We start from the raw sequence: 26,154 nt of genomic DNA, 5'->3' as shown, positions 1-26,154 counted from the left end.
GTCAGCCCACCTTCCGCAGCGTTCGGTACGTGCGGTCACCCAGTGTGACCAGTTCGGTCGGGCCACCGGATTGTTTCGACTCCGGGCGTCGTAGGTGATAGACGCAGTCGTCGGGGAGATCGGTGAGTTGCGGTGGTGATCCGGACATAGGAGTCAAGCCTCGGGATGGCAAGGCGCCGAGCAGGTCTCGGGTGTAGTCGTGAAGCGGATCTTGGAACACCAGAGCCGCCGGACCGGTTTCCATGATGCGTGATGCGTACATGACGGCAAGTCGATCCGCGACATCGCTGCGGGTGAGTGATGCAAGGTCATGGGTGATGAGCAGGACAGCCGCCCCGGAGTCAGCGCACTCTCGAAGTAATCCCATGACGTGGTCGGTGAGTTCGCGGTCGAGGTTGGCGGTGGGTTCGTCTGCGACGATCACCGATGGATTCCCGGCCAGCGCACCGGCAATGGCAACGCGTTGCGCCATGCCGCCCGACAGTTCGTGCGGGTAACAGTCCAGGGCCGACGGTTCGAGTCCGACGCGAAGTGCCAAGGCGTCGCAAGTGTGGTCGCTGCCGAGTGCGTCGATCGTCTCCTGTAGCTGCGATCGCGCAGTCCGGACGGGGGTGAGATGTGTTGCGGCGGATTGTGGAACGAGAGCCACGTGCCGCCCACGGAACGCGGTGCCGGAGAAGACGTCGATCTCGAGGTCCGCTGTACCGACGGTGACCGTTCCGGTTCGAGAAGCATTCGGCGGCAACATGTTCATGACCGAGGTGGCGATGATCGACTTGCCACACCCGGATTCGCCGACAAGCGCGGTCACCGTGCCGGCTGGAACGTCGAGGTCGATGTCGCTCGCAGCGTGGACTACGGATCCTCCGGGCAAAGGGATCCTGACGGTGAGGGATTCGATGCGTAGGCCGCGTTTCACAGTCGTAGCTCCGAAGGTCGAGGGGGCGTGAGCATCGACCGCAGGGCCGAACCGGCAACTGCAACAGCGACGGTGGCGATCACGAGGACTGCGGCGGGGAATGCAAGCGTCCACCAACCGCCGAGGAGTAGAGAACTGCGTGCCTCTTCGAGAAGCGTCCCGAGACTGGGTTTGTGCGGGGGAAGACCGAAACCCAGGAAGGACAATGTTGATTCGTGCCAGACGGCATGGGGCAGCAGGAGAACGACTGCGATCAAGGCCTGTGGCGCCGTCGCCGGCACGAGGTGGCGCATGATCACGTGACGTCGACTTGCTCCCGCGAGAATGGCGGCGTCGATGTAGGGACGCTCGCGCAGACTCAAGATCTCTGAGCGGATGATCCGGGCCACTTGGGTCCAGTGGGTCAGTGCGATCGAAAGCACGATGGCGGCAATGCTTCCACGGAACATCGCGACGATGACGATGCCGAGCAACAGGTGGGGGAGCGCGTTGACGGCATCGGTGCCGCGCATGACGAACCTGTCCACCCAGCCGCCGACCAGTCCGGCCGTAGTGCCGACGGCGACGCCGATCACCGTGGCGAGCAGCGCGCAGGCGAGTGCGATCAGAAGTGAGGTTCTGATGCCTGCAGCTATGCGCACGAATAGATCTCGGCCCGCCGAGTCAGTTCCGAACGGGTGATCGAACGACGGAGCCAGGCGAGCCGCCGAGAAGTCTGTGACTCGGTCGTCGACGTCGGCCAACCATGGGACCAACGCCGCGTACAGCGCAACGAGGATCAGCACGCCGAGGGCGATCTTGAAGCGTCGTTCAGCCATCGGTACTCACTCTCGGGTCGAGGACTGCAACGAGGACGTCGGCAAGCAGTGAGCCGAGCATGACCGTCAATGTCGTACCGACGGTGAGGAACGCGAGCAGTGCCATGTCGAGGTCACGGGCTGACGAGACGATGGCGCCGGCGATCCCCGGCCAACTGAACACCTCTTCCACCAGCACTGCCCCGACTATCAGCTCGGGCAACCGCACGCCGACGATGTTGACGAAAGGTGCCAGTGATGTGGGCAGTATGTGGCGCTTCGTGATGGTCGGCGTCGGGATACCGCGTGCTACCGCGCCGGCGACAAATCCCTCACTTTTCGAACCCACGACGGACTCTCGGACGGCAAGTAGGAGCCACGGCATTTGCGAAATGGCGAGCACCGTCACCGGTAGGACCAAGTGCCGGATCACCTGTCCCGGTGTGGGATCGGCGCCCCCGTCGGTCAGTCCGGCGACCGGGAGCCAGCCGAGAGTCAACGCGAAGAGCGCGATGGCACCCAGCGACAGGACAAACGGCGGAAGTCCTTGGACCACGACGCTCAGCCCGGACACGGTCTTGTCCAGGAATCCTCCACTGCGGATTCCGGCGAGAACACCGAGTGTCAGCGAGGCGAGAATCGCGATGAGGAGTGAGATCCCGACCAGCAGCAAGGTCCATGGCAGACGTTCGAAGATGACTTGGGAAACAGGCTGATTGAACGATCTGGAGATCCCGAGATCGCCGGTGAGCACACCCTGGAGCCAATTCCAGTACGTGCTGTACCAGGGGTTGTCGAAACCCATCTGGTCGGCGATCAACGCTTTGTCCGCATCGCTTGTCGTCATGTATCGCGTGCCGAGGTAGCCGACCAGTGGATCGAACGGTGAGATCGCGGCGGCTGCAAAGAGTCCCGCGGACACCACGGCGATGACCGGCACGATGAACAACACCCGCCGACCGACCATCGTGAGGATGGCCTTTCGGCGGGAGTTGTCACGGTGGCCCCGTGTCGGCCCCGCGTCTGGCCGAACGTCGACCGCTGTCATTGCCCTCGGGCCCACGTCTGCAGTGACCACCACGGACCCCAGGTCACACCGTGTGAGTGTGGCTCGAGTACCGGTCCGGACATCTGCCAGTCGGAATCCTTCGACACGTACGTATGGTCGAGGAACACGAGGATGACAAATCCGGGATCTTCGACGTACGCCTGCTGTACGTCGCGATACGCGGCATCACGCGTTGCCTGATCCAGGCTGCGGCGTCCTACTTCCAAGCCTGCGTCGACTGCTGGATTGGAGTAGTCACTGGCGTTGTCGTAGATGCTGCCGACCCCGGGCGCGATGTACTTCGAGTTCAGCGCGTCGTACGCCTGTGTGTCGGGGTCGAAAGGTTCGTCGCCGCCACCGAGAAGCGTCGAATCCTGGTTGATGCGAGGGTCTATACGGTCCCAGGAGAGTGCTTCGAGGTCCACCTCGATGCCGACAGCGAGAGCGTCGGAGGCAAATGCCTGAGCGAGATCGCGTCGAACGGTGTCGACGGAGTTGTACATGATCGTGAACTGTGCCCGCTGACCGTCTTTCGAACGGATTCCGTCGGCACCTTCGATCCAGCCCGCTTCGGTGAGTATTCGCTCGGCCTGGGTCGGGTCGTAGGCGAAGGTTGCGTTCGGGTTGTACGAATCGCCGTAGACCTCGGGGATCGGAGTGGCGGCGACGCGGCCGTGTCCGCCAAGGACGTTGTCGATCATCGACTGGCGATTGGCGGCGAGGTTGAGCGCCATCCGCACGGCTTTGTCGCCTGCCACGGGATTGTTCGTCGGGAGTGAGAGTCCGCGCCAGTCTGCTGACTGATGGGCCGTCACGGACATGTTGTCCTTGCCCGAGAACGTATTGGCAAGCAGTGGAGGGAGATTGGTTCCGTCGATCTCGCCGGACACCATACGTTGGGCGCGGGTGTTGTCGTCAGGAACGTAGAGGAGAGTGAGCTTCTTGATCTCCGGCGCACCGTCCCAGTAGTTCTCGTTCGCTTCGAAGACCGCTCGATCCGGTGAGAGGTCGACGAGTGTGTACGGACCCGTACCGACCGGTGCGGTGTTCAACGGCGATTCGGCGGCAAGCCCGGGTGTCGCGAGGGACTCCGATGGAACCATGCCGATCAGCATCTTCGTCAGCAGTGGGGCATACGAGTAGGCGAGGCGGAACTCGACTGTGCTGTCGTCGACGGCCACGACGTCGCTGATCATGTCGTACGACGACCGCGCTTCGGAGGCGGAAGCTGGATCGAGGATCGCCTTGTACGTGGCAACCACGTCGGCGGCGTCGAAGGTCGACCCGTCGGAGAAGGTGACCCCGTCGCGGAGTTTGACCGTCCAGACTGTCGCGTCGGTGTTGGCCGTGGGCATCTCCGCGGCCAGAGACGGCTCGAATCCCGGCATACCGGTGCCTCCGGTGAGCCGGACGAGACCGTCGTACATCTTGGCCTCACCGGCAGCGCCGAAGCCTGCGACCGGGTTGTAGCCGCCCAGTTCGTAGCCGTCGGCCAAGACCAGGCCGTCGTTGTTGCCCGAGGAGTCGGTGCCAGTCGGGCTACTGCACGACGTGATCAGAAGTGCGCCGATTGCGGCGGTTGCGGTGAGCGTCAGAACGCCTGGTTTATGGAGTTTCACGGGTGTCCTTTCCTTGGTGGACAGGTGTCCGAAAACATCTGTTCACCTATTCAGGTATTCATATGATCTCATCTCGAAACGGATATTTCGCACAAAGGTCGAACGCTGGGACCTTGGCCCCGTCAGTGGCACTCCGAGAGCGCTGTTATCGCAGGCCGTAGTCTGTTCCCCGTGCGCGTACTAGTAATCGGCTCCGGAGCCCGTGAACATGCCCTCCTTCTCTCTCTTGCTCGCGATCCAGGTGTCACGGCCCTGATCTGCGCGCCTGGCAATGCCGGGATCGCAAAAATCGCCGAGCAGCACCCCGTCGACGTAGCTTCTGGTGACGCGGTTACCGCGCTGGCCCAGAAGGTCGAAGCCGACCTCGTCGTCATCGGACCCGAGGTTCCGCTGGTCCTCGGCGTCGCGGACGCGGTGCGCGCAGCAGGTATTGCCTGCTTCGGGCCTTCGGCCGACGCCGCCCGCATCGAGGGTTCGAAGGCTTTCGCCAAGGACGTGATGGCTGTCGCCGGCGTCAAGACCGCTCACAGCGAGATCGTCGACAATCCGGCCAAGCTCGACGAAGCACTCGACCGCTTCGGTCCCAACTGGGTGGTCAAGGATGACGGGCTGGCCGCGGGCAAGGGCGTAGTCGTCACGACGGATCGTCTCGCCGCGCGCGATCATGCCGCTGAACTGCTCGAGACCGGGCACCCGGTTCTTCTCGAATCCTTCCTCGACGGTCCGGAAGTTTCGCTCTTCTGCCTCGTCGACGGTGAAACCGTGATCCCGCTGCTCCCGGCTCAGGACCACAAGCGCGTCGGCGACGGAGACTCCGGACCCAACACCGGCGGTATGGGCGCGTACACACCCTTGCCGTGGCTGCCCGACGAGATGGTCACGCAGATCGTCGACGACGTCGTCAAGCCCGTCGCTGCCGAGTTGGTCGCACGCGGTAGCAGTTTCTCCGGCCTTCTCTACGCCGGACTCGCGATCGGTGTCGACGGCCCGGCCGTCGTCGAATTCAACTGCCGATTCGGTGACCCCGAAACTCAGGCCGTGCTTGCTCTCCTCGAAACGCCGCTGGGCGGTCTACTCAATGCGGCATCGACCGGAACACTCGATTCGGTCGGTCCGTTGCAGTGGCGCGACGGTTCCGCTGTCACGGTCGTGATTGCTGCCGAGAACTACCCGGCGACCCCCCGCACCGGCGACGTGATCACCGGAGCCGACGCCGACGGAGTCCTGCATGCCGGTACCAAAAAGCGTGAAGACGGAGCCGTCGTCTCGGCCGGCGGGCGTGTGCTGAGTGTTGTCGGAGTGGGCAAGGATCTGACCGAAGCGCGTGACGACGCCTACGCAAAGATCGCCGACGTCAAGCTTCCCGGCGGTCATTTCCGCACGGACATCGGACTCGGCGCCGTCGAAGGGCGCATCTCTCTTCCCTGACTCGTTCTTTCGGAGGGCCGGTGAACTTTCTGTTCATCGGCCCTTTTCATGGAAAATCAACGGTTCCTCGAAGTTACCCACGAGTATGGACTTCTCGTTCGGTTTCTCCCGGTATATCTCAGCGCGGGGGTCACGGAAAGAGAAGGGCACACTTGAGCATTCGCGCTGGATCCAACGAACGGCACGCACGTACCAATTCCACGCTCTCGCGTAGAAACTTCTTGGCAGCAACAGGATTAGCTGTGGGCGCCGCTGCGCTCTCGTCCTCGTGGACTACGGCCGCCGCTGCGCCCAGGCGAGCATTGAGCGACGGAGACCGTGTCCCTGCGCTCGTGATCGGCAGCGGGTACGGCGGAGCCGTTGCGGCACTTCGGCTGACGCAGGCCGGCATCGACACACACATGGTCGAGATGGGGAAGTCGTGGACCACACCGGGGTCCGACGGCAAGGTCTTCTGCCCGATGCTCTCACCTGACGGACGTTCCTTCTGGCTCAGAGACCGTACAGTTCAACCGGTTTCACACTTCTCCGGCGGCTCGGTGGACAAGAACATCAGCCGCTACGTCGGCGTTCTCGACGCCGAGGACTTCGGCGGGATCAAGGTCTATCAAGGCCGAGGGGTCGGCGGCGGGTCGCTGGTCAACGGCGGCATGGCCGTCACACCCAAGCGCAACTACTTCGAAGAGATCCTGCCCGGGGTCGATTCCAACGAGATGTACTCGACGTACTTCCCGCGGGCCAACGCTGCGCTCGGGGTCAACAACATCGACCCGGCCTGGTTCGAGTCGACCGAGTACTACAAGTTTGCACGAACCGGGCGAAAGACCGCTGAGAGATCCGGTTACACAACAACATTCGTGCCGAATGTTTACGACTTCAACTACATGAAGCAGGAAGCTGCTGGTCAGGTCACCAAGTCTGCCCTGGTGAGTGAGGTCATCTACGGCAACAACGCGGGAAAGAAGTCTCTGGACAAGACGTACCTCGCTGCGGCATCCGCCACCGGCAAGCTCACGATCTCGGCGCTGCACGTCGTGACCTCGGTTGCGCCGGCCGCGACCGGTGGTGGATATCAAGTGGTGATGAACCAGATCAACGAGCAGGGCAACACCGTCGGCACCAAGACGGTGACCGCGGACAAGGTCTTCTTCGCGGCCGGCAGTATCGGTACCAGTAAGCTCCTGGTCGCGATGAAAGCACAAGGGCAGCTGGCGAATTTGCCGGGTGCGGTTGGGCAGGAATGGGGGCACAACGGCAACGTGATGGTGGGTCGCGCCAATCACATGTGGGACGCCACCGGCGCGAAGCAGTCGGCGATCCCCGTGATGGGTATCGACAACTGGGCTGACACATCCGCTCCTGTGTTCGCGGAAATCGCGCCCTTCCCAGCCGGTACCGAACTGTGGGTCAGCCTGTACTTGGCGATTGCCAAGAATCCGCAACGTGCTCAGTTCCAATTCAATTCGGCAACAGGCAAAGTCGGTTTGAATTGGCAGCGCTCGCAGAACCAGCCGTCGATCGACATGGCGAAGAAACTCTTCGACAAGATCAACAAGAAGGAAGGCACGATCTACCGGACCGACCTCTTCGGTCCGGTGCAGACGTGGGGCGACCAGTTGACGTACCACCCCCTCGGCGGTTGTGTGCTTGGCAAGGCGACCGACGGTTACGGTCGTCTGCCGGAGTACCCGGGACTGTATGTCATGGACGGATCCCTCGTTCCGGGCAATGTCGGAGTCAATCCGTTTGTCACCATCACCGCTCTGGCCGAACGGAACATCGAGAACATCATTGCGAACGACATGAACTAGAGGGGCGACTCGGGGTCAGGTGCGGTGGGATCAACTTCCTGCCGCACCTGCTCGGCGTGGGTAGCGGTTACAGTCACCTGGACAGACGACGGTCGATCCAGGGATGTAGACGTGAGGCGGACAAAATCCGAGGTCGACGGTGATTGGCTCCGGTGGGGCGTGCCGTCGAGCGACGAGCTGGTGGTATCGGAACACGAATTAGACGACGAGCCCGAAGATTTGGTTCTGTGGGGTGGTGCGTCGAGTGCTGATCAACCGGTGACATGGGAAACCCACGCGCACCGATCGAACGAGATTCTGTTCCCGCGTTCCGGCATTGTGGTTGTTCGCTCGGGCGCCCAGATGTGGACGTTGTTGCCGGGACGAGGGCTGTGGATACCGGCACTGCATCGACACTCGGTGCGCGTTGCCGCGGGTGCGCAGTTCCTGACGGTGTATTGCGCTGTAGGGCAGGGGCCTTCGCTCGGTGATCGCCCGGTTGCGGTACACGGCACGCCGCTACTCTACGAGTTGTTTCTGCATCTGAGTGCTCGAGAGATGTCGGACGACGCGAGGCGCCGCGCCGAGCGAGTGTTCTTCGACCTCGTTGTTCCCGGCGACGAGCGCGGAGCGATGAAGATCCCCGATTCGGGCCCGGTCGGGCGGATTGCACGCGACCTGTTGTCCCATCCGGAGGACCCACGCAGTTTCGGAGACTGGGCGAACGAGATCGGCGTCAGCACCAGCACTTTGGCTCGTCGGTTCAAGGTGGACACCGGCGTGAGCTTCGGCCAGTGGCGAGTACTGCTTCGGATGAACGTGGCGATGTCCCTACTCGGCCAAGGTGTTGCGGTCGCCGACGTGGCAGAGCAGATCGGATACTCGACGCCCAGTAGTTTCGTCGCCGCTTTCAAACAGTCCACCGGTGTCACGCCGATGGCATTTCGAAAGAACGCGGATCGTTGATCCGATTTCGACATTCTTTGACAAAACTCCGCGATTGCGTCATCCCCTGATCCGCTCTACCGTTAGCCATGTAGGCGAGGCTTACTTTACTTTCCGGGTTCGGGGTTCGCCCGAAACCCGCTCGACAGCATGGGGCAGAAGTGATCGATTTTGTTGCGCCGCGTTCGAAACGCGGTAGCAGGGCCATCTTCATGGCTGTGGCAGTGGCACTTTCGACGGCGCTGGCAGCATGTGGCACCTCGACGACCGACGCGAAGTCCGACGGTGATGCGTGGACGTATGTCGATGCGCGTGGTCAGCAGATTTCGCTCGACAAGATCCCCGAACGCATTGTGGCGACGGCGGACACCGCGCCGGTGCTACTCGAATACGGGGTCGTTCCAGTCGGTATCATCGGCTTTTCCAGGCTCGACGAATTCACGTTGAATGCATTCGACTTCAGTGGAATTGCCCATGTCAGCGAGACCGACACAGATATCAGTGCCGAGAAACTCTTGGCAGTGGACCCGGATCTGGTCATCGACATCTGGAGTTCGTACAACGGCGGAAACTTCGACAGCATCTGGGGCGACGATATCGCTCGCGTCGAAGAGGTTGCTCCCATTGCAGGTGTCAAGATCACCGACGGGGCGCAAGCGGCGTTGGACAGCTTCAGCTCGTTGGTCCAGGGTATCGGCGGCACCGACACCTCGCCGGTCTACGCGGCAAAACGGGAAGAGTTGAGTGCGCTCGGTGACCGGGTGCGTGAATTGGCCACATCGCGAACGAATATCTCTGTTGCATACGCGATTCCGTTGGAGTCGAGCCTTGACTACGCGGTGCCGGGATGGACTCCGCTCGGAAGTATTCTCGAAACGATGGGCGTCGAATTCGCGAAGCTGGACAGCGAGGACGGTTTCTGGGCATCAGCGAGTTGGGAAGAGCCGGGCGTCTTTCCGGCCGATCTCCTCCTGATTCCGCCGACGTGGTCTGACGCGCCGGAGCTCAATTCGCCGACGTTCACCAGGCTTCCGGCTGTGGTTTCGGGCCAGGTTGCCTCGGTAGAACTGCGTACGGGGTACAGCCTGACGGGCATCACGGAGCAGATGAGGCGTTTTGCCGACGTCTACGAGAAGAGTGGGAAAGTCACCTGAGTGGCATCATCGCGGTGCGTGAACTCGCAGTGATCGATTGACTCGGTCGAGGATGCCGATGGCAGTGGTCAATGTGTCGAGGTCACCTTCGTCGAGGGCTGTCAGTTCTTGGGCCAGGACGCCGATGCGTAGTTCGGACCGACGGTCCCGGCGCGCGCTTCGCTCGTCCTTCACGAAAAGCGTGCTCACCCGGCCGTCTGTGGGATCGGGTCGCCGCTCGATCAGGTCCTTGTCGGAGAGGATGCGCACCAGCGTGCTGACGGTGTTCGGGCGTCTGGAGAGGCGATCGGCCACGGCCCCGATGCGAGTGCCGGGATGGTGCGCGACATCGTGAAGTACCTCGGATTGTGCCTCTGGCAAAGTCGCGTCGGTACCCGACGTATCCATGTATTCACGCAGCGCTCGACGCAATTCGAACGCCGCAGCGATGAGTGATCTCGATGCTTCTTCCGCAGTGGGCACGCGATCAGAGTAGCGATCGACCTCGTGTGATCCACGCCCCAAAACTGTATCTGACACAGATATAGTTTACAGTTCCTCAAAGGGTAGGGTCACCTAACCATGACGGTAGATGAAGCTGTCATGCTTCACGACGTACGGGACACGATCATGAATTTTGGACAGAAGTCACGCAGTGTAATGCTGATCGGCGCACTGACATTGGTGGCAGCTCTCAGTGGCTGCTCGAGCGACGCCTCGCCCACAGACACTGACATCAGTGCGTCGACTCCGGCGGACTCTGCGTTTGTCGCTCCGCGAGAAGTCCCGGCTGGAATGGGGAGCGGAAAGTCGGACGGCGAATTCCCTCGTACCGTTTCACACTTCAAAGGGGACACCACGATCGAATCGCAGCCCGAAAAGGTTGTCGTCATTTCGACCGGGCAAGCAGATGCGCTTTTATCTCTCGGTGTCGTTCCTGCGGCTTCGACTCGTGGTGACGGTGCGGACCTGGTGCCGCCGTACCTGTTGGCCGCATACCCCGAATTCCGCGCCCAGCTAGGTGATGTCGTCGACGCAGGTGGGCGCTTCACACCGAACTTCGAAGCGATCGTCAAGCTCGATCCTGACCTGATCTTGATGAATGTTGCAGGGAAGGATGCTGATTCGCTGTACGACCAGCTTTCGGCAATTGCGCCCACCGTGGCAACGCAGGGGACCGGCGTCAACTGGAAGCAGGACTTCCTGCTGGTTGCCGACGGGGTAGGTAAGACGCAGCAGGCGACGGCACTGCTGGATACGTTCAACGCCGACGCCGCGGCCTTGGGTTCGTCCCTTTCGTCGCCGACGACAGTGTCGTTCACCCGCCAGAACGGAAATCGCTTGCGCATCTTCGGTATTCCTTCGTTCACCGGAAGTATCGCCCAGGATGCCGGCCTGACGCGTCCGGAGTCGCAGCAATTCGACGACACCTCCCGAGACATCAGTGAGGAAGAGCTGAACGTGGCGGACGCTGATTGGATCTTCTACGGAGTGCAAGGCGGGGACCCGGCGACGTTGACCAACGCGCCGTTGTGGGCGCAGTTACGTGGAGTGATTGCCAACCATGCCGTTGCTGTCGACGACGACGTCTTCTACCTCAATACCGGGCCGACTGCGGCTCGTGAAGTGCTGAAGGTTCTGCAGAGCGCACTGCAGCAGTAGTTGATTCGGACTGGTTGTGCGTGCCGACGAACCGGAAGACAGCGCCACCCACAGTGACGGCAAGCGTTGCGAGAACAGCTCCGGCAACGACGTCGGTGAGCCAGTGAGCTCCCAAGTAGAGGCGAGTGAGCGCGACGACAACGGTGACCGTCACGGCGAGCAGCATCAGAAGGCGTTTGACGGACGGTGTTCGGTCGACGCTCACAACGAGAACCGCAATGCCGAACAGCGCTGCTGTGCCGGTGACGTGACCGGACGGGAACGAGTGGCCGGTCTCGAGAAGAACCTGGATGTTGGTCGGCGGACGTTCGCGACCGACGAGCGCTTTGATTACCGTACTGGCGACTGCCGCACCGCCAACGGTTCCGATCACGATCAAGCCCGGAACAACCGAACGCGCTCGCCACGATATGAGCACTCCGCAGGTGATCCCGAGCAGCGCGGTGGCGACCGGGCTACCGAGATCTGTGACGGCGACCGCGATCTGGTTGAGGGCGCCGCTCCGATGATCGACCATCCAGTCGGTCACCGGCCCGTCGAAGCTCGTCAACCACCCGTTTCGATATACCTGGATCGAGAGCGTCACCAGGGCGAGGGCGAGCCCGGACGCGCGGAGCGCTGTTGACCGAACGCTGGAGGCCCGGTAGATCGAACCGAATGCGAACAGCGCGGCTGCCACCACGATTGCGGCAACCGCAATTTCTGCGGTGGTGCTCTCGGTCAAGACTTCGGTGACCACGTTTCGCACGGTCGACACAGTTGCTGGCATGAATGCAGTGTGACGATCAGAAGCTGAAGAAACGCTGAACGTAACTCGGTCATGGGCCCACCGTCTGCTCTACTGGGTGCATCCGAACAACTGCGTGTCGACGAAACGGGGCCGGTGGTGCGAGTACTGGTTGTCGAAGACGAAGTACGCCTGGCCGAGACGATCCGGCGGGGATTGGTAGCCGAGGGATTCGTGACCGCCGTGGAACTCAACGGGGACGACGGATTCGCGATTGCCTGCAGCGACGAATTCGACGTGATCGTTCTCGACATCATGTTGCCGGGCAAACACGGATACGACATCGTGCGGGACCTACGCGCCCGGGAGGTGTGGACGCCGATCCTCATGCTCTCGGCGAAGGACGGCGAATACGACCTCGCTGATGCTTTCGATCTCGGTGCCGACGACTACCTGGTCAAGCCCTTCTCGTTTGTAGTATTCCTCGCGCGGCTTCGCGCACTGGTGCGGCGGGGCGCTCCCCAGCGTCCATCGATACTCACCGTGGGAGACCTGTCCCTCGACCCCGCCAAACATCAGGTGATCAGAGCGGGAATCGAATTGACGCTGACGCCACGTGAGTACAGCGTTCTCGAGTTCCTGATGCGCAACAACGGAGTTGTGGTCACGAAGACCGAGATCGTTCGCTCGGTCTGGGACACCAACTACGAAGGTGACGAGAACATCGTCGAGGTCTACATCGGTTACCTACGTAAGAAGGTCGACCTCCCGTTCGGAACCCACAGCATCGAAACCATTCGAGGCATCGGGTACCGCTTTGTCGGCACTGCCTGATCTTCAATCGGTCGGTAGCGGAATTGTCACCTCGAATCGACTTCCACCGCCTACCCTCTCGCTGACGGAAATGGTTCCGTGATGCGCCGCAACGATTTCCGACGCGATGGCGAGTCCGAGTCCGGAGCCACCTCCCTGCCTCGACCGCGGCTGGTCTAGGCGGACGAAGCGTCCGAAGATTCGTTCGCGTTCTGCTGCAGGGATTCCGGGCCCGTCGTCCTCGATCACGATATGGGCTTCGTGGCCGGCTTCGGAACACTCGAGATGCACGAGGGTCTCGGCGTGCCGCACTGCGTTGTCGACCAGGTTTCGCACCATGCGCGCCAACGCCCTCGGGTCTCCGGACACGCGAACCGGAGCAACGGTGGCGGTGACCGCGATCTCGGAGATACCGTCGATCCGCTTCTGCTCGGCGAACAGAATGTCGTCGAGGTCGACGTCGACGACGGTACCGATGGATTCGAGTTCGCTTTCGTCCGAGCGCGCGAGAATCAACAGATCCTCGATCAACTGCCGCATCCGTCGCGCCTCGGGAAGTAGCGCGTCTTCGATCAGTGCGTCGTCGAGGAGATCCGGGCGTCGGTGTGCCAGTTCGAGAGCCGTCGTGATCGTGGACAGTGGACTACGTAACTCGTGGGAGGCGTCGCTGACGAATCGTTGTTGAGCAAGTGCGCCTTCGTCGAGGCGCGCCAGCATGTCGTTCATTGTTGTTGCCAGTCGGGCTATCTCGTCGTTCCCGGACGGGACGGGCACTCGTTCACCTTGACGGCCACTCGAAATCGAGGCAACCCGAGCGCGGATGCGTTCCACGGGAGCGAGAGCCGAACCCACCAGGCGGTAAGTGGCAAACGCGGCCAGTCCAAGAACCAGGGGCCCGGCGATGGCGAGCAGAACGGCAACGGTGGTCACCACGGTTTCAACCGGTTCACGGTCGGCGCCGACGAAGACGGTGACCGGTCCGGCCGGCGTCTGAGCGCCTTGTCCGATCAGCCAGTAGTCCTCGTCGTCGGACTTCTTGACCCTTCCATAGGTGTCCGATTCGTCAGGGCCGAGAATGCGTTCGGACAGTAGGTCGCTGTCAGTTCCAGGCGATTGGGCGACTATTCGGTGATCGGCGTCGACGATCTGCACGATTCCGATCTGGCTGTCGGTGGACAGAAGCGAAGGGTCGAGATCGGCTGGGCTCTTCCCGGTGAGTTGCTGGACCAATTGAGTGGCACGGGCCTCGGAGCTGTTCAGTGCGGACAGGTGCAGGGAGTTCGCCAGTACGAAAACCAGTGCAAGCCCGGCGATCACCAAGCAGAAGGCGATCACGAGGGTAGATGCCACGGTCGTCCGGGCGCGCACGCTCCACCGGGACGGGTGCAGAATCGACTCGCCGATGACGTTCATGGCGTCCAGTCTGTACCTTCGCGGCTGTGCATATATACAAAGGCTGTGCATATACAAAGACGGGCGACGCGGCCTCGTAATCGGACCGCGTCACCCGTCTAGAGGATCAAGCCACTCGCTTGGCGGTTCGGCCGCCGAATTCGAGCATCACGGCTCGTCCGGTGTCATCGGTGACGAAGCGCCCCAACGTCCGCGTGGTGTCGGCGCGAGCAGCGAAGTCGAGGTCGTTGACGAAGGCGATCGGGATCGCCGGTGGCCAGACGATGTCCTCGTATTCGCCGAGGTCCTGCGCGCTGCCCATGCGGACGCCGATTCCCTCGTCACCGGGGGCGACGGTCATGGTCAGGTTGCCGGCCTGGTACTTGCCCAGGACGGCGTCGACGGCAGAGGGTTCGGGCTCGACCACGTCGAGAGATGCCGGCGCGGGCAACTCTGCGAGGTTAGCCATGCACCAGTCGACGATCTTCTTGCCGATTCCGCCGCCGAGTGCGTTGGTCAGCACGGTGACGGCGAAGTTCTTCTCAGGCACGGTCAAGAACTCGGAGACCTGGAGGTTGCTGACGTTTCCGCCGTGCCGCACTACCTGTGTGGTGCCGTATCGAGTCAGTAGCCAGCCGATGCCGACTTCCTCGAACATCATCGCGGCGGGACGCTGCGGCTTCTGCATCAGCAACCGGGTGGACTCGTCGAGCGGCTGTCCCTCACCCGGGTGTTCGCCCGACAGTGCGTAGCGTGCCCAGACGAGCTGATCGCGCACCGAGGACCACATTCCACCGCAGGGCGTCATACCGCGGTCCAGTCCGGTCTCGTTGGACACGAACGGCTCACCCTCGCGGATGTAGTGGCCGAGTGCAAACCGGTGGGTCATCACGTCCCAGGGCAGGAACGCCGAGTTCTTCATCTCGAGTGGGTCCAGAACGCGCTGCTTGACCAGCTCTTCGAAGGTCAGTCCACTGATCTTGGCTACGACGTATCCGGCGAGAACGAATCCGGAGTTGCTGTAGGAGAACACCTCTCCGACGGGAAATTCCTGTCGCAGTTCCTTCAGCCGTGAAATCGATCGACCCAGGGCGTCTTCACCCCAGCCGGCCGAGAGGCTGGCGTCGCCGGTGAATCCGCCGGTGTGCGTCAGAAGATGACGCATCGTGACTGTGCGGGTGGCTTCGTCGTCGGCGAGGGTCAGTTCGGGGACGTACTCGACCAGTGGGGTGTCGAGATCGAGTAGGCCGTCCTCGACGAGTGCCATCGCGGCTGTTGCAGCAAAAACCTTTGTGGTGGAGCCGATCATGAACATCGTCTTGTCGGTGACCGGGAGCTGGGTTTCGACGCTCTCGATGCCGCTGGTGACGACGATGTCCTTGTCGCCGTGCACGATACCGACCGAGACGCCGGGGATGTTTGCCTCGACCCTCCACTGGTCGACGAGTTCCTGAAGCTGTTCTTGCATCTTTGATTCCTCGAGTTCGCTGGCGTTCTGTGTTTCGGCGTTCGGTGTTTCCGTCATCGTATGTGTATCGGTCGTCGTCACGCGTTAACCCGTGGTAGGAAGCGGAATCCGACGTACACGCCGTCGCGGTGCGGCCGTACCGTCGTCCAACCGGCAGCCCCGGGTTGACGGGTGGTCCAGGTCCCCGGGATCTGCGACGGTACGAGAGTGGCCACCGCTGCAGGCTTCTTCGGAGCTGTTTCGTCTTCCTCGGGATTCGGGATGACGTCACCGATGACGGTGATCACAGCCTCGTCAGCGGACTCTCCACGACGGAACTCGATTGCTATTCCGCCCGAGCTGTACTTACCCAGAACCGAATCCGGAATAGACTCCACGCTCGCGGGGTTCGGGGCGAGGGCTTGCGGAGGTTCGAGTCCGACCAATGCGGCCGCGGCTTCGGTGAAGAGATCACGATAGAGGCCGTCTGCTTTGCCGCCGCTGGTCAGCAGCGCGATCGCGACATTGTGGCGGGGGAAGATGCGCAGATATGCGTGCTGCCCGATGGTGCTGCCGTCGTGGCCGAAAATTTCTTCGCCCGAACAGGTTTCGTGGAACCAACCCAGACCCCAGCCCGACTTGTCCGGGAACAGTTCGCTGATATCGATTTCGGGTGTACGCATCGCTGCGGCTGATTTTTCCGACACGATCCGCACACCGTCGACGCTCTGACCTTCGAGAAGGCCGAGTTCCGCGAACGTGAGCAGATCTCCGATGCTGGCAGTGATGCAGCCGGCCGGCCCCATCGAGCGCGTGATCGGCCAGACGGGCATCACGACGGAGTTCCCTGTATGGCCCGCTGCCACAGAGTATCTCGGAGTATCTCCGGTCAACGTGAGTGTGTGCGCGAGGCCGAGTGGATCGATGATCCGCTCCTTGAGGATGTCGTCCCAGATACCGCCGCGAAGAACCTCGACGATACGAGCTGCAAGGACGTACGCGGAATTCGAGTACGCGAAGCCGTCCTCGAGTGGATGAACCTGACGGAAGTCACGCAGGCCCTCGACGTAGCGTTCGACGACGTCGTCTCCGCGACCCTTGTCGATGAAGAGGTCACCGTCGATTCCGTTGCGATGGTTCAGAAGTGCGCGAACCGTGATGCGGGCGGCTGTTTCCTCGTCCTGCAGTGCGAAGTCGGGCAGGATCGACCGGACGGTCGCGTCCAGGTCGAGCAAGCCTTCGTCGACCAGCTGCATGACCAGCATCGCGGTCCATACCTTGGTGATGGATCCGATCTGGAACAGGGAGTCGGTGGATACCTCGACCCCGGTGTCTGCATTGATCACGCCGGAAGCCACCGTCGTACGGGTGATTTCCTTGCCGCTGGAATCGAGTGTGAGAATACCGAATTGAGCACCGGTGACGCCGTAACGCTCACACAGTACGTCCAGTGAGCGCTTCCATGCGTCGGCGCCGGCAGATGCGTTGGCCAGGCCGGTCTTGGGCAGCTTCGCGGAGGTGTATCGCTTGACCCACTCGATGAGCCGTGTGCTGTAGTCGATTCGGTGCGAGATCGAGCCGTTGACGAGGAACCCGTGGCTTGCACCGGGATACGCCACCAGTCGGGTGGGTACATGCTGCTGGCGAAGTGCGGCGAACCAGGCCTCGGCCTGACCCAGCGGGCACCGCTCGTCCGACTTTCCGTGCAGGATCAGCGTCGGGGTCACCACGTTCTTCACGGCGGCGAGCGGTGAGGCTGCCAGGAGCCCCGCGGAGTTCTCGGGAACAGTGGTGCCGGTGGCGAGCGACGCGAGGTGCGGACCGAAATCGCAGACTCCGGCCATGGCGTTGAAATCGCAGATCAGCCCACCGGCCACCGCCGCGGCAAAGCGATCGGTCTGCGAGGTGAGGTGGCAGGTGCTGTATCCGCCGTAGCTGTACCCGGTGATCGCCAGGCGGTCCCCGTCGACAAGTCCCTCGGCGACAAGTGCGTCGATCGGCTCGAGGAAGTCGGCTTGGTCCGAGGTACCCCAGGCGCCGTTGACGGCATACATGAAGTCTGCGCCGTACCCGTCCGATCCACGTGGATTGAGGGTCAGGATGCGCCAGCCCTGCGCTGCGAGAACCTGGTGGGCGGGGTGATAGGTATCGGCAACGCCGGTCCACGCGTTGTGCGGTCCGCCGTGAATGTCGAGCAGAAGAGGTGCAGCGCCATCAGTTTCGGGAGCGGACAGCAACCAACCATGCACGGTACGGCCGTCGGAGATGGTGAATTCGCGCTCCTCGGCGGCAAACAGGGTCACCTCGGGGAGTGCTTCTGCGGTGAATTTTGTCAGCGTGGTGACAGCGCCGCTGTCGAGATCGACGAGTGCGACCTCGCCGAAGGACTGCTGTGTGGTGACGATGACGGAGGCGACGCGGGCGTCACGGGCAACGGAGAGCGCCGAGACGACCTCGTTGGGATTGGCGACGAGGGAGCGAGAGGTTCCGGTTTCGATGTCGGCTGCATACAGATGCGTCCATCCGCGATCGCGGAGGCAGAACACGATTTCGTCGCGAGTATTCGACAGTGCCGGTGTGCCACCGGGGTAACCGGGCGCGCCGGGCATCACGTTGCGATCGAGATGAGCTGTGAGGGTGACGTCGACCGGTGTCTCAGTTGGGCCGGGGACGGACAGACGGATCAGGTCGGCAGTTCCGACACGGACCTCGGGGGTGCCGATGGCGACGACCGAATCTCCTTGCGGGTGCCACAGTGTGGAGCCCTGCACCCCGGTGGCGTGACCGAGTCGCTGCGGCGGAACTGACAGATCGTCGACGAGGATTCGGTAAGCGCTGAACGTGAGGTTCAGATCGCTGTCCGGTTCGAGATTCGCGGTGAAGGCAAGAGCCGTGCCGTCGGGCGACCAGGACGGTACGTCCGCATTCCAATCACCGTCGGTGAGGCGTCGTACTGCCTTCGTCTCCAGATCGACGGTGTGCAGGTGGCGACGGAAGGTGCCGAGCCAACCGGCGCCGTCCACCTTGTATCCGAGTCGGTCGGTGACGATGGGCGCATTCGGATCGGTGGAGTCCGAACGTGAGATCACAGCGGCGAATGCAATGGCATTTCCGTCCGGGCTCCAGACCGGTGCGCCGGCACCGAGGGGGAGTGATGCTGCTGTGGTGAGGGTTTCGGCCTCGCCGCCGGCGAGCGGGATCAGGTGCAGCTGCGCGGAGTCGCCGACCTTGCGGAGGAAGGCAATCGAAGTTCCGTCCGGAGAGAACCGAGGTGCCGAATCGGCGGGCCCCGCAGTGAGGCGGCGAGCCTGGGAATCGCGGGACACTGCCCAGAGAGATGTAGTTGCCTTTCCGGCAACAATTTCCGAGCGAACGAAGACGACCACGGTGCCGTCGGGCGAGATTGCGGTTTCAGTGGGTGTGACCACGCGGTGGAGGTCGTCGAGAACAAATGGACGGTCAGTCATGTAGATCCTTCGAATCGGAGAAATAGATGCAGACGTAAAGCTTTGTCTTCCGGCTTATTTCAGAACTCGGATGCCTGGGCCCGCCAGGGTTCCACCAATCGGCGCGTACAGGGACGTCGCACCGTTGAAGAACATGAAGTTCGGCGATGTGGATACCGGAACGACGTCAGAAGAGGTGAACAGCGCCTGTTCCGCTTCCTTCCACACCGAGCAGGATTCCTGCCCGGGCAGAACCGAGGCCTTCGCAGCCAGTTCGGTGTACTCGGGATTGTCGATCGATGCGAAGTTGACGCCCGCCGGAGGGGTCGGGCCGGAGAAGTACGGAACGAAGATGCTGGGAGTGTCACTCTGGACGGTCAGACCGATCGAGATCGACCAGGATGTCAGGTCCTTTGCCGCGAACGTATTGGAGATGATGAAATTGTTGTCACCACCGCGAAGCTCTACCTTCGCGCCGAGTTCCTGCCACTGCTTCATCGCGTATTCTGCTGCTGCAGAAGTGGTATCGCGGTAGTTGGCAAAGATGACCGTCAATTGCAGCGATTGACCGTCCTTGGTCAGAACGCCGTCGGATCCGGGCTTCCAGCCGGCGTCGGCGAGGGTCTTCTTCGCCGCGGCCATGTCGAACTTCGGAACTACACCGGTGACACTGTCGTAGTCACATGCCCGCGGATCGACAACGGCCAATGCCGTAGCGCGCGAACCCTTGCCACCGGTGTTGATGTCCGTGTAGTCGTCGAGATCGATTGCCTGCACGAGCGCGCTGCGCACCGCTTCGTCCTTGGTGGGAAGAGCAGCATTGTGGTTGAAGATGAACTGCCCGCTCAAGGTGTTCGACGTCATCGATTCCAGGCCGGACGCTTCCACACGTTCGATATCCGCACCGGCCACCGGTGCTGCGTTCACCGTTCCGGTGAGGACCAGGTTCGCCGTCGTCGCCGCGTCGGTCACGATCTTGATCGTGACGGCCTTGGGCACTCCGAGGGTGTCCGATGTGGTTTCGCCGTTCGGTCCCCAGTTGTATCCGTCGCGGCGTTCGAGCGTCACGTGATCGTTTGCCACTACTTCGGTGATCTTGAACAGGCCGGTTCCGTTGCTGCTGCCGCGAACACTGGCGGGGTCGTCGAGTGCTGCCTGGCATGCCAGTTTGAGAGCACCGATGCGCTCGAGCAGGAAGGGCGCAGGTTCCGCCGTCTTGATCGTGAGCTCGTCGCCATCGGCGGTTGCTACTGCAGTTTCGGGTACCGACGCTCCCAGCCACGGCGAGCCGTTCGTCTTGTCGACGACCCAGTTGATGTTGTTCGCGGCTGTCTGGGCAGTGAACGTCGTGCCGTCTTCACACGTGATCCCTTTTTTGAGGGTGAAGTTCAGCGAAGTTCCGTTCTCGCTCCATTTTTCGGCCAGATACGAGCCCGCTGCACGGGTTTTGGGGTCGATGGCCAACAACGAGTCGTTGGTATAGCTGTTGATTGCCTGCGTGGCAGTCAGGTTGGTGATCAGGGGATGAAGGTTGCCGGGGTCGGTGTTCACGATCGTCGTGAAACTCCCGTCCTTGGCGTAGTCCCCGGAGGTCCCGCCGCCAGGATCAGAGGTGCTTCCGCACGAGGCAACCGTGAGAACGCCGATCGTGACCAGAGCCGCGGTGGGCACTGAGCGAGCTTTCATCTGATGCACCTTTTGATCGAAGGATGTCGTTGATCAATGCTGCGCGAGGGACGTGGCCCAGGTCTCGTTGAATCGACTCATGCTGAGCACCTGAATCTGTCGGATCGTCACAATGGATGGTCGTCGTTTCTCACGGAAGTGTGGTTCGGCTACCGTCGGGGTGTGCGCTCAGAATCTCGTCGATCAGATATCCAGACCTTCCATGTCATGGATGTATGGAAGGCCGCGACCGAACGTCAGCGGACGCACGGTGACGTCCTGACGTTGGCTGCCGGTCAACCGTCGACCCCCGCGCCGGCACCGGTGCTACGTGCGACGCGCGAGATCCTCGGCACCGAACTACTCGGGTATACCGAGACTTTCGGGATCCTGCCGCTACGCGAAGCTATTGCGCGCTACCACAGCGAGCGATCGGGAATAGCCGTCGACGCCGAAGACGTGGTGGTGACGACAGGTTCGTCCGGGGCGTTCACCTTGCTTTTCCTGGCCGCGTTCGACGAGGGCGACACCGTGGTGGTCGCTCGCCCCGGATATCCCGCCTACCGCAACACCCTTGCCGCTCTCGGCTGCAACGTCGTCGAACTCGACTGCGGGCCGGCAACCCGATACCAGCCGACGGTGGACATGCTCGAGGCCTTGCCGTCGCCGCCTGCCGGTCTGATCGTTGCCAGCCCGGCAAATCCGACGGGCACGGTGATCTCGCCCGAGGAGCTCGCTGCGTTGGCGACGTGGTGCGAGCAGCACGGCACCCTTCTGATCTCGGACGAGATCTACCACGGCATCGGATACGGCGATCAGCACACGTCGAGCGCCTGGGAGACCTCACGCGAATCCGTTGTGATCGGCTCGGTGTCCAAGTACTTCTCGATGACGGGTTGGCGGCTCGGGTGGATGTTGGTGCCGACGTACTTGCGGCGCCCGCTGCAGCGACTCGCGTCGAACATGACGGTGTGTCCGCCCGCGATCTCTCAGTACGCCGCCATCGAGGCGTTCTCGGACGAGGCGAAGGTCGAGTTGGACGGGCACGTTCAGCGGTACGCCGTCAATCGTGAACTGCTGTTGACCGGGTTGCCGAAACTGGGCATCACCGAGCTGGCTCCCGCCGACGGTGCGTTCTACGTCTACGCGGATATCGGCCATCTGTGTGGCGACGAGGGCGCCACCGCGTGGTGTGCCCGGTTGCTGACAGATACCGGGGTCGCGTTGGCACCCGGAATCGATTTCGACACCGTCCACGGAAACCGGATGGTCAGACTTTCGTTCGCGGGCGCGACAGCCGACATTCAGGAGGCGCTGACCCGCCTCGAGAAGTGGCTCGGGTAACAAACAGCAGGGTCTTCGAGCTGTTTCGCCATGCGGAGGTGCCCTCTGCTGGCACGATGTCGTGGTGTCTTCTGCAGCTACGCCCAAGGGTGAACGACGTCGCCAAGCACTGGTGGCGTCCGCTGCTGAACTTTTGCTGGAGGGCGGGTTCGACGCCGTTCGTCACCGAGCGGTGGCAACCAGGGCCGACCTTCCTCTGGCTTCGACGACCTATTACTTCGACTCACTCGACGATCTGATCGCGTGTGCCGTCGAGCTCAACGGCAACGCCGACATGGAAGCGATGCGCGCCAGAGTGGCTGCGGTGACCCAACGTCGGCGGGGCGCGGAATCAACCGTCGAACTTTTGGTCGAGCTGCTGCTCGGAGACGAAGAGAAGCGGCCGGAGAGCCGCGAACGATTGATCTCGCGCTACGAACGATTTGTGGCATGTGCCCGTCATCCCGCGCTTCGTGACGTGCAGTTGCGCCTACGCGCCCAGCTCGACGAGCTGTTGACCGATGCGCTTCGACGCTCGGGCCGAACGGCTCCCGAGGGGCAATTGCGCCGTCTTGTCGCGATGGTCGACGGCGCGATGATCACGGCGCTCGGGGAGTACGACCCAGACCCACGCGGGTTGGCCAGAGGAATGCTCTTGGAATCGATCGACGTGATGGCGCCGCCGGTCGTCTAGCTCGGGGGTGACAGCTGCTCTAGCTCGGGGGTGACAGCTGCTCTAGCTCGGGGGTAACAGCACTGCTCGGCCACCGTTAGACTGAGGCCTCGTGAGCCGCATCCCGAATGTCCTTGCCAACCGATACGCCAGCCCGGAGCTTGTTGCTCTGTGGTCTCCCGAGTACAAGATCGTGCTCGAGCGCCAATTGTGGGTGGCGGTGTTGCGTGCGCAGGCAGAGCTGGGCATCGACATTCCGGCCGACGCCATCGACGACTACGAGCGCGTCATCGACAACGTCGACCTGGCGTCCATCGCGGACCGCGAGCGGGTCACCCGCCACGACGTGAAGGCACGCATCGAGGAATTCAATGCACTCGCCGGACACGAGCAGGTCCACAAGGGCATGACCAGCCGTGACCTCACCGAGAACGTCGAGCAGCTGCAGATCGTGCGTTCTCTCGAACACGTCTACAACCACGGTATCGCCGTCGCCGCCCGTCTGGGTGAGCGCGCTGCCGAGTACTCGTCCATCGTGATGGCCGGCCGCTCGCACAACGTCGCAGCTCAGGCCACCACCTTGGGCAAGCGTTTCGCTTCCGCGGCCGACGAGCTTCTCGTTGCACTGACACGTCTGCGTCAGCTGATCGACCGCTACCCGCTGCGTGGGATCAAGGGCCCGATGGGTACCGCTCAGGACATGCTCGACCTCCTCGACGGCGATGCGGCCAAGCTCGAGCAGCTCGAAGCGAAGGTCGCGGAGCACCTCGGATTCGCCCACGTACTGACCAGCGTCGGCCAGGTGTACCCGCGTTCCCTCGACCACGACGTCATCTCCGCGCTCGTCCAGGTCGGCGCGGGCCCGTCGTCGTTTGCACACACGATCCGCCTGATGGCCGGCCATGAGCTGGTCACCGAAGGCTTCCAGCCCGGCCAGGTCGGCAGCTCGGCGATGCCGCACAAGATGAACACCCGCTCGTGCGAGCGAGTCAACGGACTTCAGGTGATCCTGCGCGGCTACGGCTCCATGGCAGCCGAGCTTGCGGGTGCACAGTGGAACGAAGGCGACGTCTTCTGCTCCGTCGTGCGTCGCGTCGCTCTCCCGGACGCGTTCTTCGCGATCGACGGCATGTTCGAGACCTTCCTGACCGTGCTGATCGAGATGGGCGCGTACCCGGCCGTCATCGAGAAGGAACTGACGCGCTACCTGCCGTTCCTCGCCACGACCCGCGTTCTCATGGCAGCGGTGCGCGCGGGCGTCGGACGCGAGACCGCTCACGAGGCGATCAAGGAGAACGCCGTCGCAGTCGCGCTGGCGATGCGTGAGGAAGGCAAGGAGCCCGACCTGCTCGATCGCCTTGCCGCCGACGACCGTTTGCCGCTCGACCGCGCCGCACTCGACGAGGCACTGGCCGACAAGGCGGCCTTTGTCGGCGCCGCGTCTGCTCAGGTCGACGCCGTTGTCGCCGAGGTGCAGAAGCTTGTCGACGCCAACCCCGAAGCTGCGGCGTATGCGCCGTCGCCGATTCTGTAAGGGCTACGCCCCCGTGCGCCTTTTCGGTAGTCACCACTACCGAAAAGGCGCACAGGGTCGAAGAGCATGAACTGCATCTTCTGTTCCATCATCGCCGGTGAGGCCGAGGCCAGCGTCGTCTACGACGACGCGAATGTCCTTGCCTTCATGGATATTCGGCCGTTCACATCCGGCCATCTCCTGGTCGTGCCGAAGCGCCACGCCAGTGGATTGTCCACGCTCGATTCCGACGACGGTGCCAGGATCTTTTCCGTCGCACAGAAGATCGCCGCAGCGATGCGTACCGGACCTCTCCCCGTCGACGGAGTGAATCTGCATCTCTCTGACGGAGCTGTTGCGGGGCAGGAAGTCTTCCATGTTCATCTGCACGTCATTCCGCGAAATCGCGGCGACGGCTTCGGCCTGCGTGCGCTACCTCGCACGCCCAATCGGGCAATTCTCGACAGCACGGCTGCCGTCATTCGCGGTGCACTGAACTAGCGGCACCGGCCACTTTCAGGGACTGCCGATCAGTTCGACAACGGAGTCCAGAAGGACACTGCGCCAGCACAACCAGTCGTGGCCGCCGTCGAAGATCCGATACGACACTTGCGCTCCGGCAGCCTTCAACGCCTGTGCGACCGCTGCGCTGTGCCCGACCATGTCGGACTCGTGCCTACCTACTTCGAGGACAACGCGTAAACCGTCCGGCACGCCATCGCGCTCGATGCGTGCGGCGATGTCTCCACCCGGCGGACCGTCCTCGCCGCGCTTCAAGCCTGTCGGCCACCAGAATGAACCGGACCCGCTGGCGACCAGCGCGAAGTGTTCGGGGAATTCGAGTGCTGCGAACATCGAGGCCAGGCCGCCGAAACTCTGCCCTGACACCACCGTTCGCGTTCGATCAGACGAGAAGGGTGCGACGGCGCGCACCTGTGGAAGTAGTTCGTCGACGACTGCGCTCCAGTAGTCCCGGTTGCACGGCAATTCCTTCGAACGACGTTGATTGTCAACGGAATCAATGGCCAGCAAAACGCAGGACTTCAGTTTGCCGGTCTGGACTGCACGATCGAAGGCGGCACCTGCTGGCATGACCTCGGCCCAGTGGCGCCCGTCGAGAAGTATCACGAGCGGCCGTTCTTCGAGCGGTGTCAATCCGTCGTCCACGGTCTCGTAGATCCACACCGGCCGCTCGACGTCCAACGTCGAACTGGCCCAGGTGAGCTGTATCGACTTCCTGAAAACTGGAGCATCCCAACCGAACTGGACCGGCGCCGAGGGCATCTCAGCGACGGAACGCCTTGTGTCCACGCCTGCGGAAAGCGGATTGAGTGGGTCGGCAATTCGGTGTTCGAGCAACCCCAACCAGCGGGTGCGGCGGGTCGTGTCTTCCTTGCCTGCTCCCGGATAATCGAATTCGTCGACTACGGACTTCGGCGCCGGGATGATGCTGTAACTGCTGCGCCAGGTGTTCGAGACTTCGGCGGCGTAGAACCACACCGGACTCTCGCCGATCCGTTGCATCACGCTGAGTTGTTCCGCGTGATGGTCGGTCAACGAGTTTGCGTCGAGGTAGACGCGCTCGACTTCCGTCTCCTCGGGCTGTCGCCAGAGGAAAGTTACTCGAACTGTATGTGTGTCAACACTTTCGATGATCGGCGTGCCTTGTTGCACTATCCGGTTCCAGAAGGTGTCGATGTCGGGCGAGGCCGCGAGGGAAGCGGACAATTCTGTCACCGCCTGAGTTAGCATGAGCACAGCCTAACCTAATTTCATGGGCTTTTGAATTCGAGGAGTGGTCCGCCAGTGGGCGT

Annotated in this window: 21 protein-coding genes; 10 read left to right on the top strand and 11 right to left on the bottom strand. The window is 62.3% G+C overall.

Translation table 11 applies throughout. From position 1 onward, the window contains the following. Position 1: 1 nt before the first annotated feature. The 4 genes from AC2ETI_RS11050 to AC2ETI_RS11035 are packed head-to-tail and all read right to left on the bottom strand — an operon-like array spanning position 2 to position 4,383. Complete coding sequence (locus tag AC2ETI_RS11050) at positions 2-919, bottom strand: ATP-binding cassette domain-containing protein (protein ID WP_483633902.1); 918 nt, start codon at positions 917-919, stop codon at positions 2-4. Continuing rightward, positions 916-1,737: an ABC transporter permease gene (locus AC2ETI_RS11045; protein WP_020906350.1), complete on the bottom strand. Its 822-nt coding sequence runs from the start codon at positions 1,735-1,737 to the stop codon at positions 916-918. Before AC2ETI_RS11045 ends, AC2ETI_RS11050 begins: the two co-directional genes overlap by 4 nt. Continuing rightward, complete coding sequence (locus AC2ETI_RS11040; protein ID WP_080945744.1) at positions 1,730-2,764, bottom strand: ABC transporter permease; 1,035 nt, start codon at positions 2,762-2,764, stop codon at positions 1,730-1,732. The genes AC2ETI_RS11045 and AC2ETI_RS11040 overlap by 8 nt, the downstream gene beginning before the upstream one ends. Then, a complete protein-coding gene (locus tag AC2ETI_RS11035; RefSeq protein WP_259117449.1) occupies positions 2,761-4,383 on the bottom strand; it encodes an ABC transporter substrate-binding protein in 1,623 nt (540 codons plus the stop codon). The genes AC2ETI_RS11040 and AC2ETI_RS11035 overlap by 4 nt, the downstream gene beginning before the upstream one ends. 171 nt (positions 4,384-4,554) lie before the next feature. Between AC2ETI_RS11035 and purD the strand changes: the two genes are divergently transcribed. From purD to AC2ETI_RS11015, 4 genes are all read left to right on the top strand, one after another. Then, the gene (gene purD / locus AC2ETI_RS11030) at positions 4,555-5,811 is read left to right on the top strand and encodes a phosphoribosylamine--glycine ligase (RefSeq protein ID WP_021333105.1); all 1,257 of its coding nucleotides are present in this window, start codon (positions 4,555-4,557) and stop codon (positions 5,809-5,811) included. A 152-nt stretch (positions 5,812-5,963) separates the two neighbouring features. Continuing rightward, positions 5,964-7,622: a GMC oxidoreductase gene (locus AC2ETI_RS11025; RefSeq protein ID WP_019747046.1), complete on the top strand. Its 1,659-nt coding sequence runs from the start codon at positions 5,964-5,966 to the stop codon at positions 7,620-7,622. Positions 7,623-7,733: 111 nt separating this feature from the next. Next, entirely contained in the window at positions 7,734-8,567 is an 834-nt protein-coding gene (locus AC2ETI_RS11020; protein ID WP_031332880.1) for a helix-turn-helix domain-containing protein, read from the top strand. Positions 8,568-8,758: 191 nt separating this feature from the next. After that, positions 8,759-9,700 (top strand): substrate-binding domain-containing protein, encoded by a 942-nt coding sequence (locus tag AC2ETI_RS11015; RefSeq protein ID WP_483633901.1) that lies wholly within the window; start codon positions 8,759-8,761, stop codon positions 9,698-9,700. A gap of 6 nt (positions 9,701-9,706) precedes the next feature. Here the strand turns inward: AC2ETI_RS11015 and AC2ETI_RS11010 are convergent, their stop codons facing one another. Then, on the bottom strand, positions 9,707-10,162 hold the full coding sequence (locus AC2ETI_RS11010; protein WP_019747049.1) for a MarR family winged helix-turn-helix transcriptional regulator: 456 nt from the start codon (positions 10,160-10,162) through the stop codon (positions 9,707-9,709). Between the two features lie 99 nt (positions 10,163-10,261). Between AC2ETI_RS11010 and AC2ETI_RS11005 the strand changes: the two genes are divergently transcribed. Beyond that, a complete protein-coding gene (locus AC2ETI_RS11005) occupies positions 10,262-11,341 on the top strand; it encodes an ABC transporter substrate-binding protein (RefSeq protein ID WP_230091086.1) in 1,080 nt (359 codons plus the stop codon). Here AC2ETI_RS11005 and AC2ETI_RS11000 read toward each other — a convergent pair. After that, positions 11,277-12,110, bottom strand: a complete 834-nt coding sequence (locus tag AC2ETI_RS11000; RefSeq protein WP_202022464.1) for a phosphatase PAP2 family protein — start codon at positions 12,108-12,110, stop codon at positions 11,277-11,279. The genes AC2ETI_RS11005 and AC2ETI_RS11000 overlap by 65 nt on opposite strands. Positions 12,111-12,227: 117 nt before the next feature. Between AC2ETI_RS11000 and AC2ETI_RS10995 the strand changes: the two genes are divergently transcribed. Next, on the top strand, positions 12,228-12,902 hold the full coding sequence (locus tag AC2ETI_RS10995; RefSeq protein ID WP_024487527.1) for a response regulator transcription factor: 675 nt from the start codon (positions 12,228-12,230) through the stop codon (positions 12,900-12,902). Between the two features lie 3 nt (positions 12,903-12,905). Here the strand turns inward: AC2ETI_RS10995 and AC2ETI_RS10990 are convergent, their stop codons facing one another. From AC2ETI_RS10990 to AC2ETI_RS10975, 4 genes are all read right to left on the bottom strand, one after another. Beyond that, on the bottom strand, positions 12,906-14,294 hold the full coding sequence (locus AC2ETI_RS10990; protein WP_030534674.1) for a sensor histidine kinase: 1,389 nt from the start codon (positions 14,292-14,294) through the stop codon (positions 12,906-12,908). Positions 14,295-14,400: 106 nt separating this feature from the next. Continuing rightward, positions 14,401-15,798, bottom strand: a complete 1,398-nt coding sequence (locus AC2ETI_RS10985) for a serine hydrolase domain-containing protein (RefSeq protein ID WP_019747054.1) — start codon at positions 15,796-15,798, stop codon at positions 14,401-14,403. A 20-nt stretch (positions 15,799-15,818) separates the two neighbouring features. Continuing rightward, entirely contained in the window at positions 15,819-19,187 is a 3,369-nt protein-coding gene (locus AC2ETI_RS10980; RefSeq protein ID WP_483633900.1) for a serine hydrolase, read from the bottom strand. A gap of 54 nt (positions 19,188-19,241) precedes the next feature. Continuing rightward, positions 19,242-20,852 carry an ABC transporter substrate-binding protein gene (locus AC2ETI_RS10975; protein WP_020968549.1) on the bottom strand — a complete coding sequence of 537 codons (1,611 nt, stop codon included), beginning with the start codon at positions 20,850-20,852 and terminating at the stop codon, positions 19,242-19,244. Positions 20,853-21,059: 207 nt separating this feature from the next. Here AC2ETI_RS10975 and AC2ETI_RS10970 point away from each other — a divergent pair, with 207 nt between their 5' ends. The 4 genes from AC2ETI_RS10970 (at position 21,060) to AC2ETI_RS10955 (ending at position 24,841) form a co-directional block, all read left to right on the top strand. After that, positions 21,060-22,175: a pyridoxal phosphate-dependent aminotransferase gene (locus AC2ETI_RS10970; RefSeq protein ID WP_179154745.1), complete on the top strand. Its 1,116-nt coding sequence runs from the start codon at positions 21,060-21,062 to the stop codon at positions 22,173-22,175. A gap of 64 nt (positions 22,176-22,239) precedes the next feature. Beyond that, positions 22,240-22,848, top strand: a complete 609-nt coding sequence (locus tag AC2ETI_RS10965) for a TetR/AcrR family transcriptional regulator (protein WP_483633899.1) — start codon at positions 22,240-22,242, stop codon at positions 22,846-22,848. Positions 22,849-22,939: 91 nt separating this feature from the next. Beyond that, positions 22,940-24,361, top strand: coding sequence for an adenylosuccinate lyase (gene purB, locus AC2ETI_RS10960; protein WP_019747059.1), 1,422 nt, complete (start codon positions 22,940-22,942; stop codon positions 24,359-24,361). A 66-nt stretch (positions 24,362-24,427) separates the two neighbouring features. After that, positions 24,428-24,841 carry an HIT family protein gene (locus AC2ETI_RS10955; RefSeq protein WP_019747060.1) on the top strand — a complete coding sequence of 138 codons (414 nt, stop codon included), beginning with the start codon at positions 24,428-24,430 and terminating at the stop codon, positions 24,839-24,841. 15 nt (positions 24,842-24,856) lie between these two features. Here AC2ETI_RS10955 and fes read toward each other — a convergent pair whose 3' ends face one another. Next, the gene (gene fes / locus AC2ETI_RS10950) at positions 24,857-26,092 is read right to left on the bottom strand and encodes an enterochelin esterase (protein WP_080909059.1); all 1,236 of its coding nucleotides are present in this window, start codon (positions 26,090-26,092) and stop codon (positions 24,857-24,859) included. Positions 26,093-26,154: the final 62 nt, after the last annotated feature.

The sequence above is a fragment of the Rhodococcus sp. MurmanLake-1 genome (assembly GCF_056945715.1).
The sequence above is the reverse complement of the archived record's forward strand: the minus strand, read 5'-3'. Positions and strand labels throughout refer to the sequence as shown.

Excerpts from the sequence above, each read along its gene's own strand:
- AC2ETI_RS10975 (WP_020968549.1), bottom strand. The coding sequence starts at position 20,852 with ATGAAAGCTCGCTCAGTGCCCACCGCGGCTCTGGTCACGATCGGCGTT.
- AC2ETI_RS11015 (WP_483633901.1), top strand. The coding sequence starts at position 8,759 with ATGGCTGTGGCAGTGGCACTTTCGACGGCGCTGGCAGCATGTGGCACC.
- AC2ETI_RS11040 (WP_080945744.1), bottom strand. The coding sequence starts at position 2,764 with ATGACAGCGGTCGACGTTCGGCCAGACGCGGGGCCGACACGGGGCCAC.
- AC2ETI_RS10970 (WP_179154745.1), top strand. The coding sequence starts at position 21,060 with ATGGATGTATGGAAGGCCGCGACCGAACGTCAGCGGACGCACGGTGAC.
- AC2ETI_RS11045 (WP_020906350.1), bottom strand. The coding sequence starts at position 1,737 with ATGGCTGAACGACGCTTCAAGATCGCCCTCGGCGTGCTGATCCTCGTT.
- fes (WP_080909059.1), bottom strand. The coding sequence starts at position 26,092 with ATGCTAACTCAGGCGGTGACAGAATTGTCCGCTTCCCTCGCGGCCTCG.
- AC2ETI_RS11000 (WP_202022464.1), bottom strand. The coding sequence starts at position 12,110 with ATGCCAGCAACTGTGTCGACCGTGCGAAACGTGGTCACCGAAGTCTTG.
- AC2ETI_RS10955 (WP_019747060.1), top strand. The coding sequence starts at position 24,428 with ATGAACTGCATCTTCTGTTCCATCATCGCCGGTGAGGCCGAGGCCAGC.
- AC2ETI_RS10990 (WP_030534674.1), bottom strand. The coding sequence starts at position 14,294 with ATGAACGTCATCGGCGAGTCGATTCTGCACCCGTCCCGGTGGAGCGTG.
- AC2ETI_RS11005 (WP_230091086.1), top strand. The coding sequence starts at position 10,262 with ATGACGGTAGATGAAGCTGTCATGCTTCACGACGTACGGGACACGATC.
- AC2ETI_RS10985 (WP_019747054.1), bottom strand. The coding sequence starts at position 15,798 with ATGACGGAAACACCGAACGCCGAAACACAGAACGCCAGCGAACTCGAG.
- AC2ETI_RS10980 (WP_483633900.1), bottom strand. The coding sequence starts at position 19,187 with ATGACTGACCGTCCATTTGTTCTCGACGACCTCCACCGCGTGGTCACA.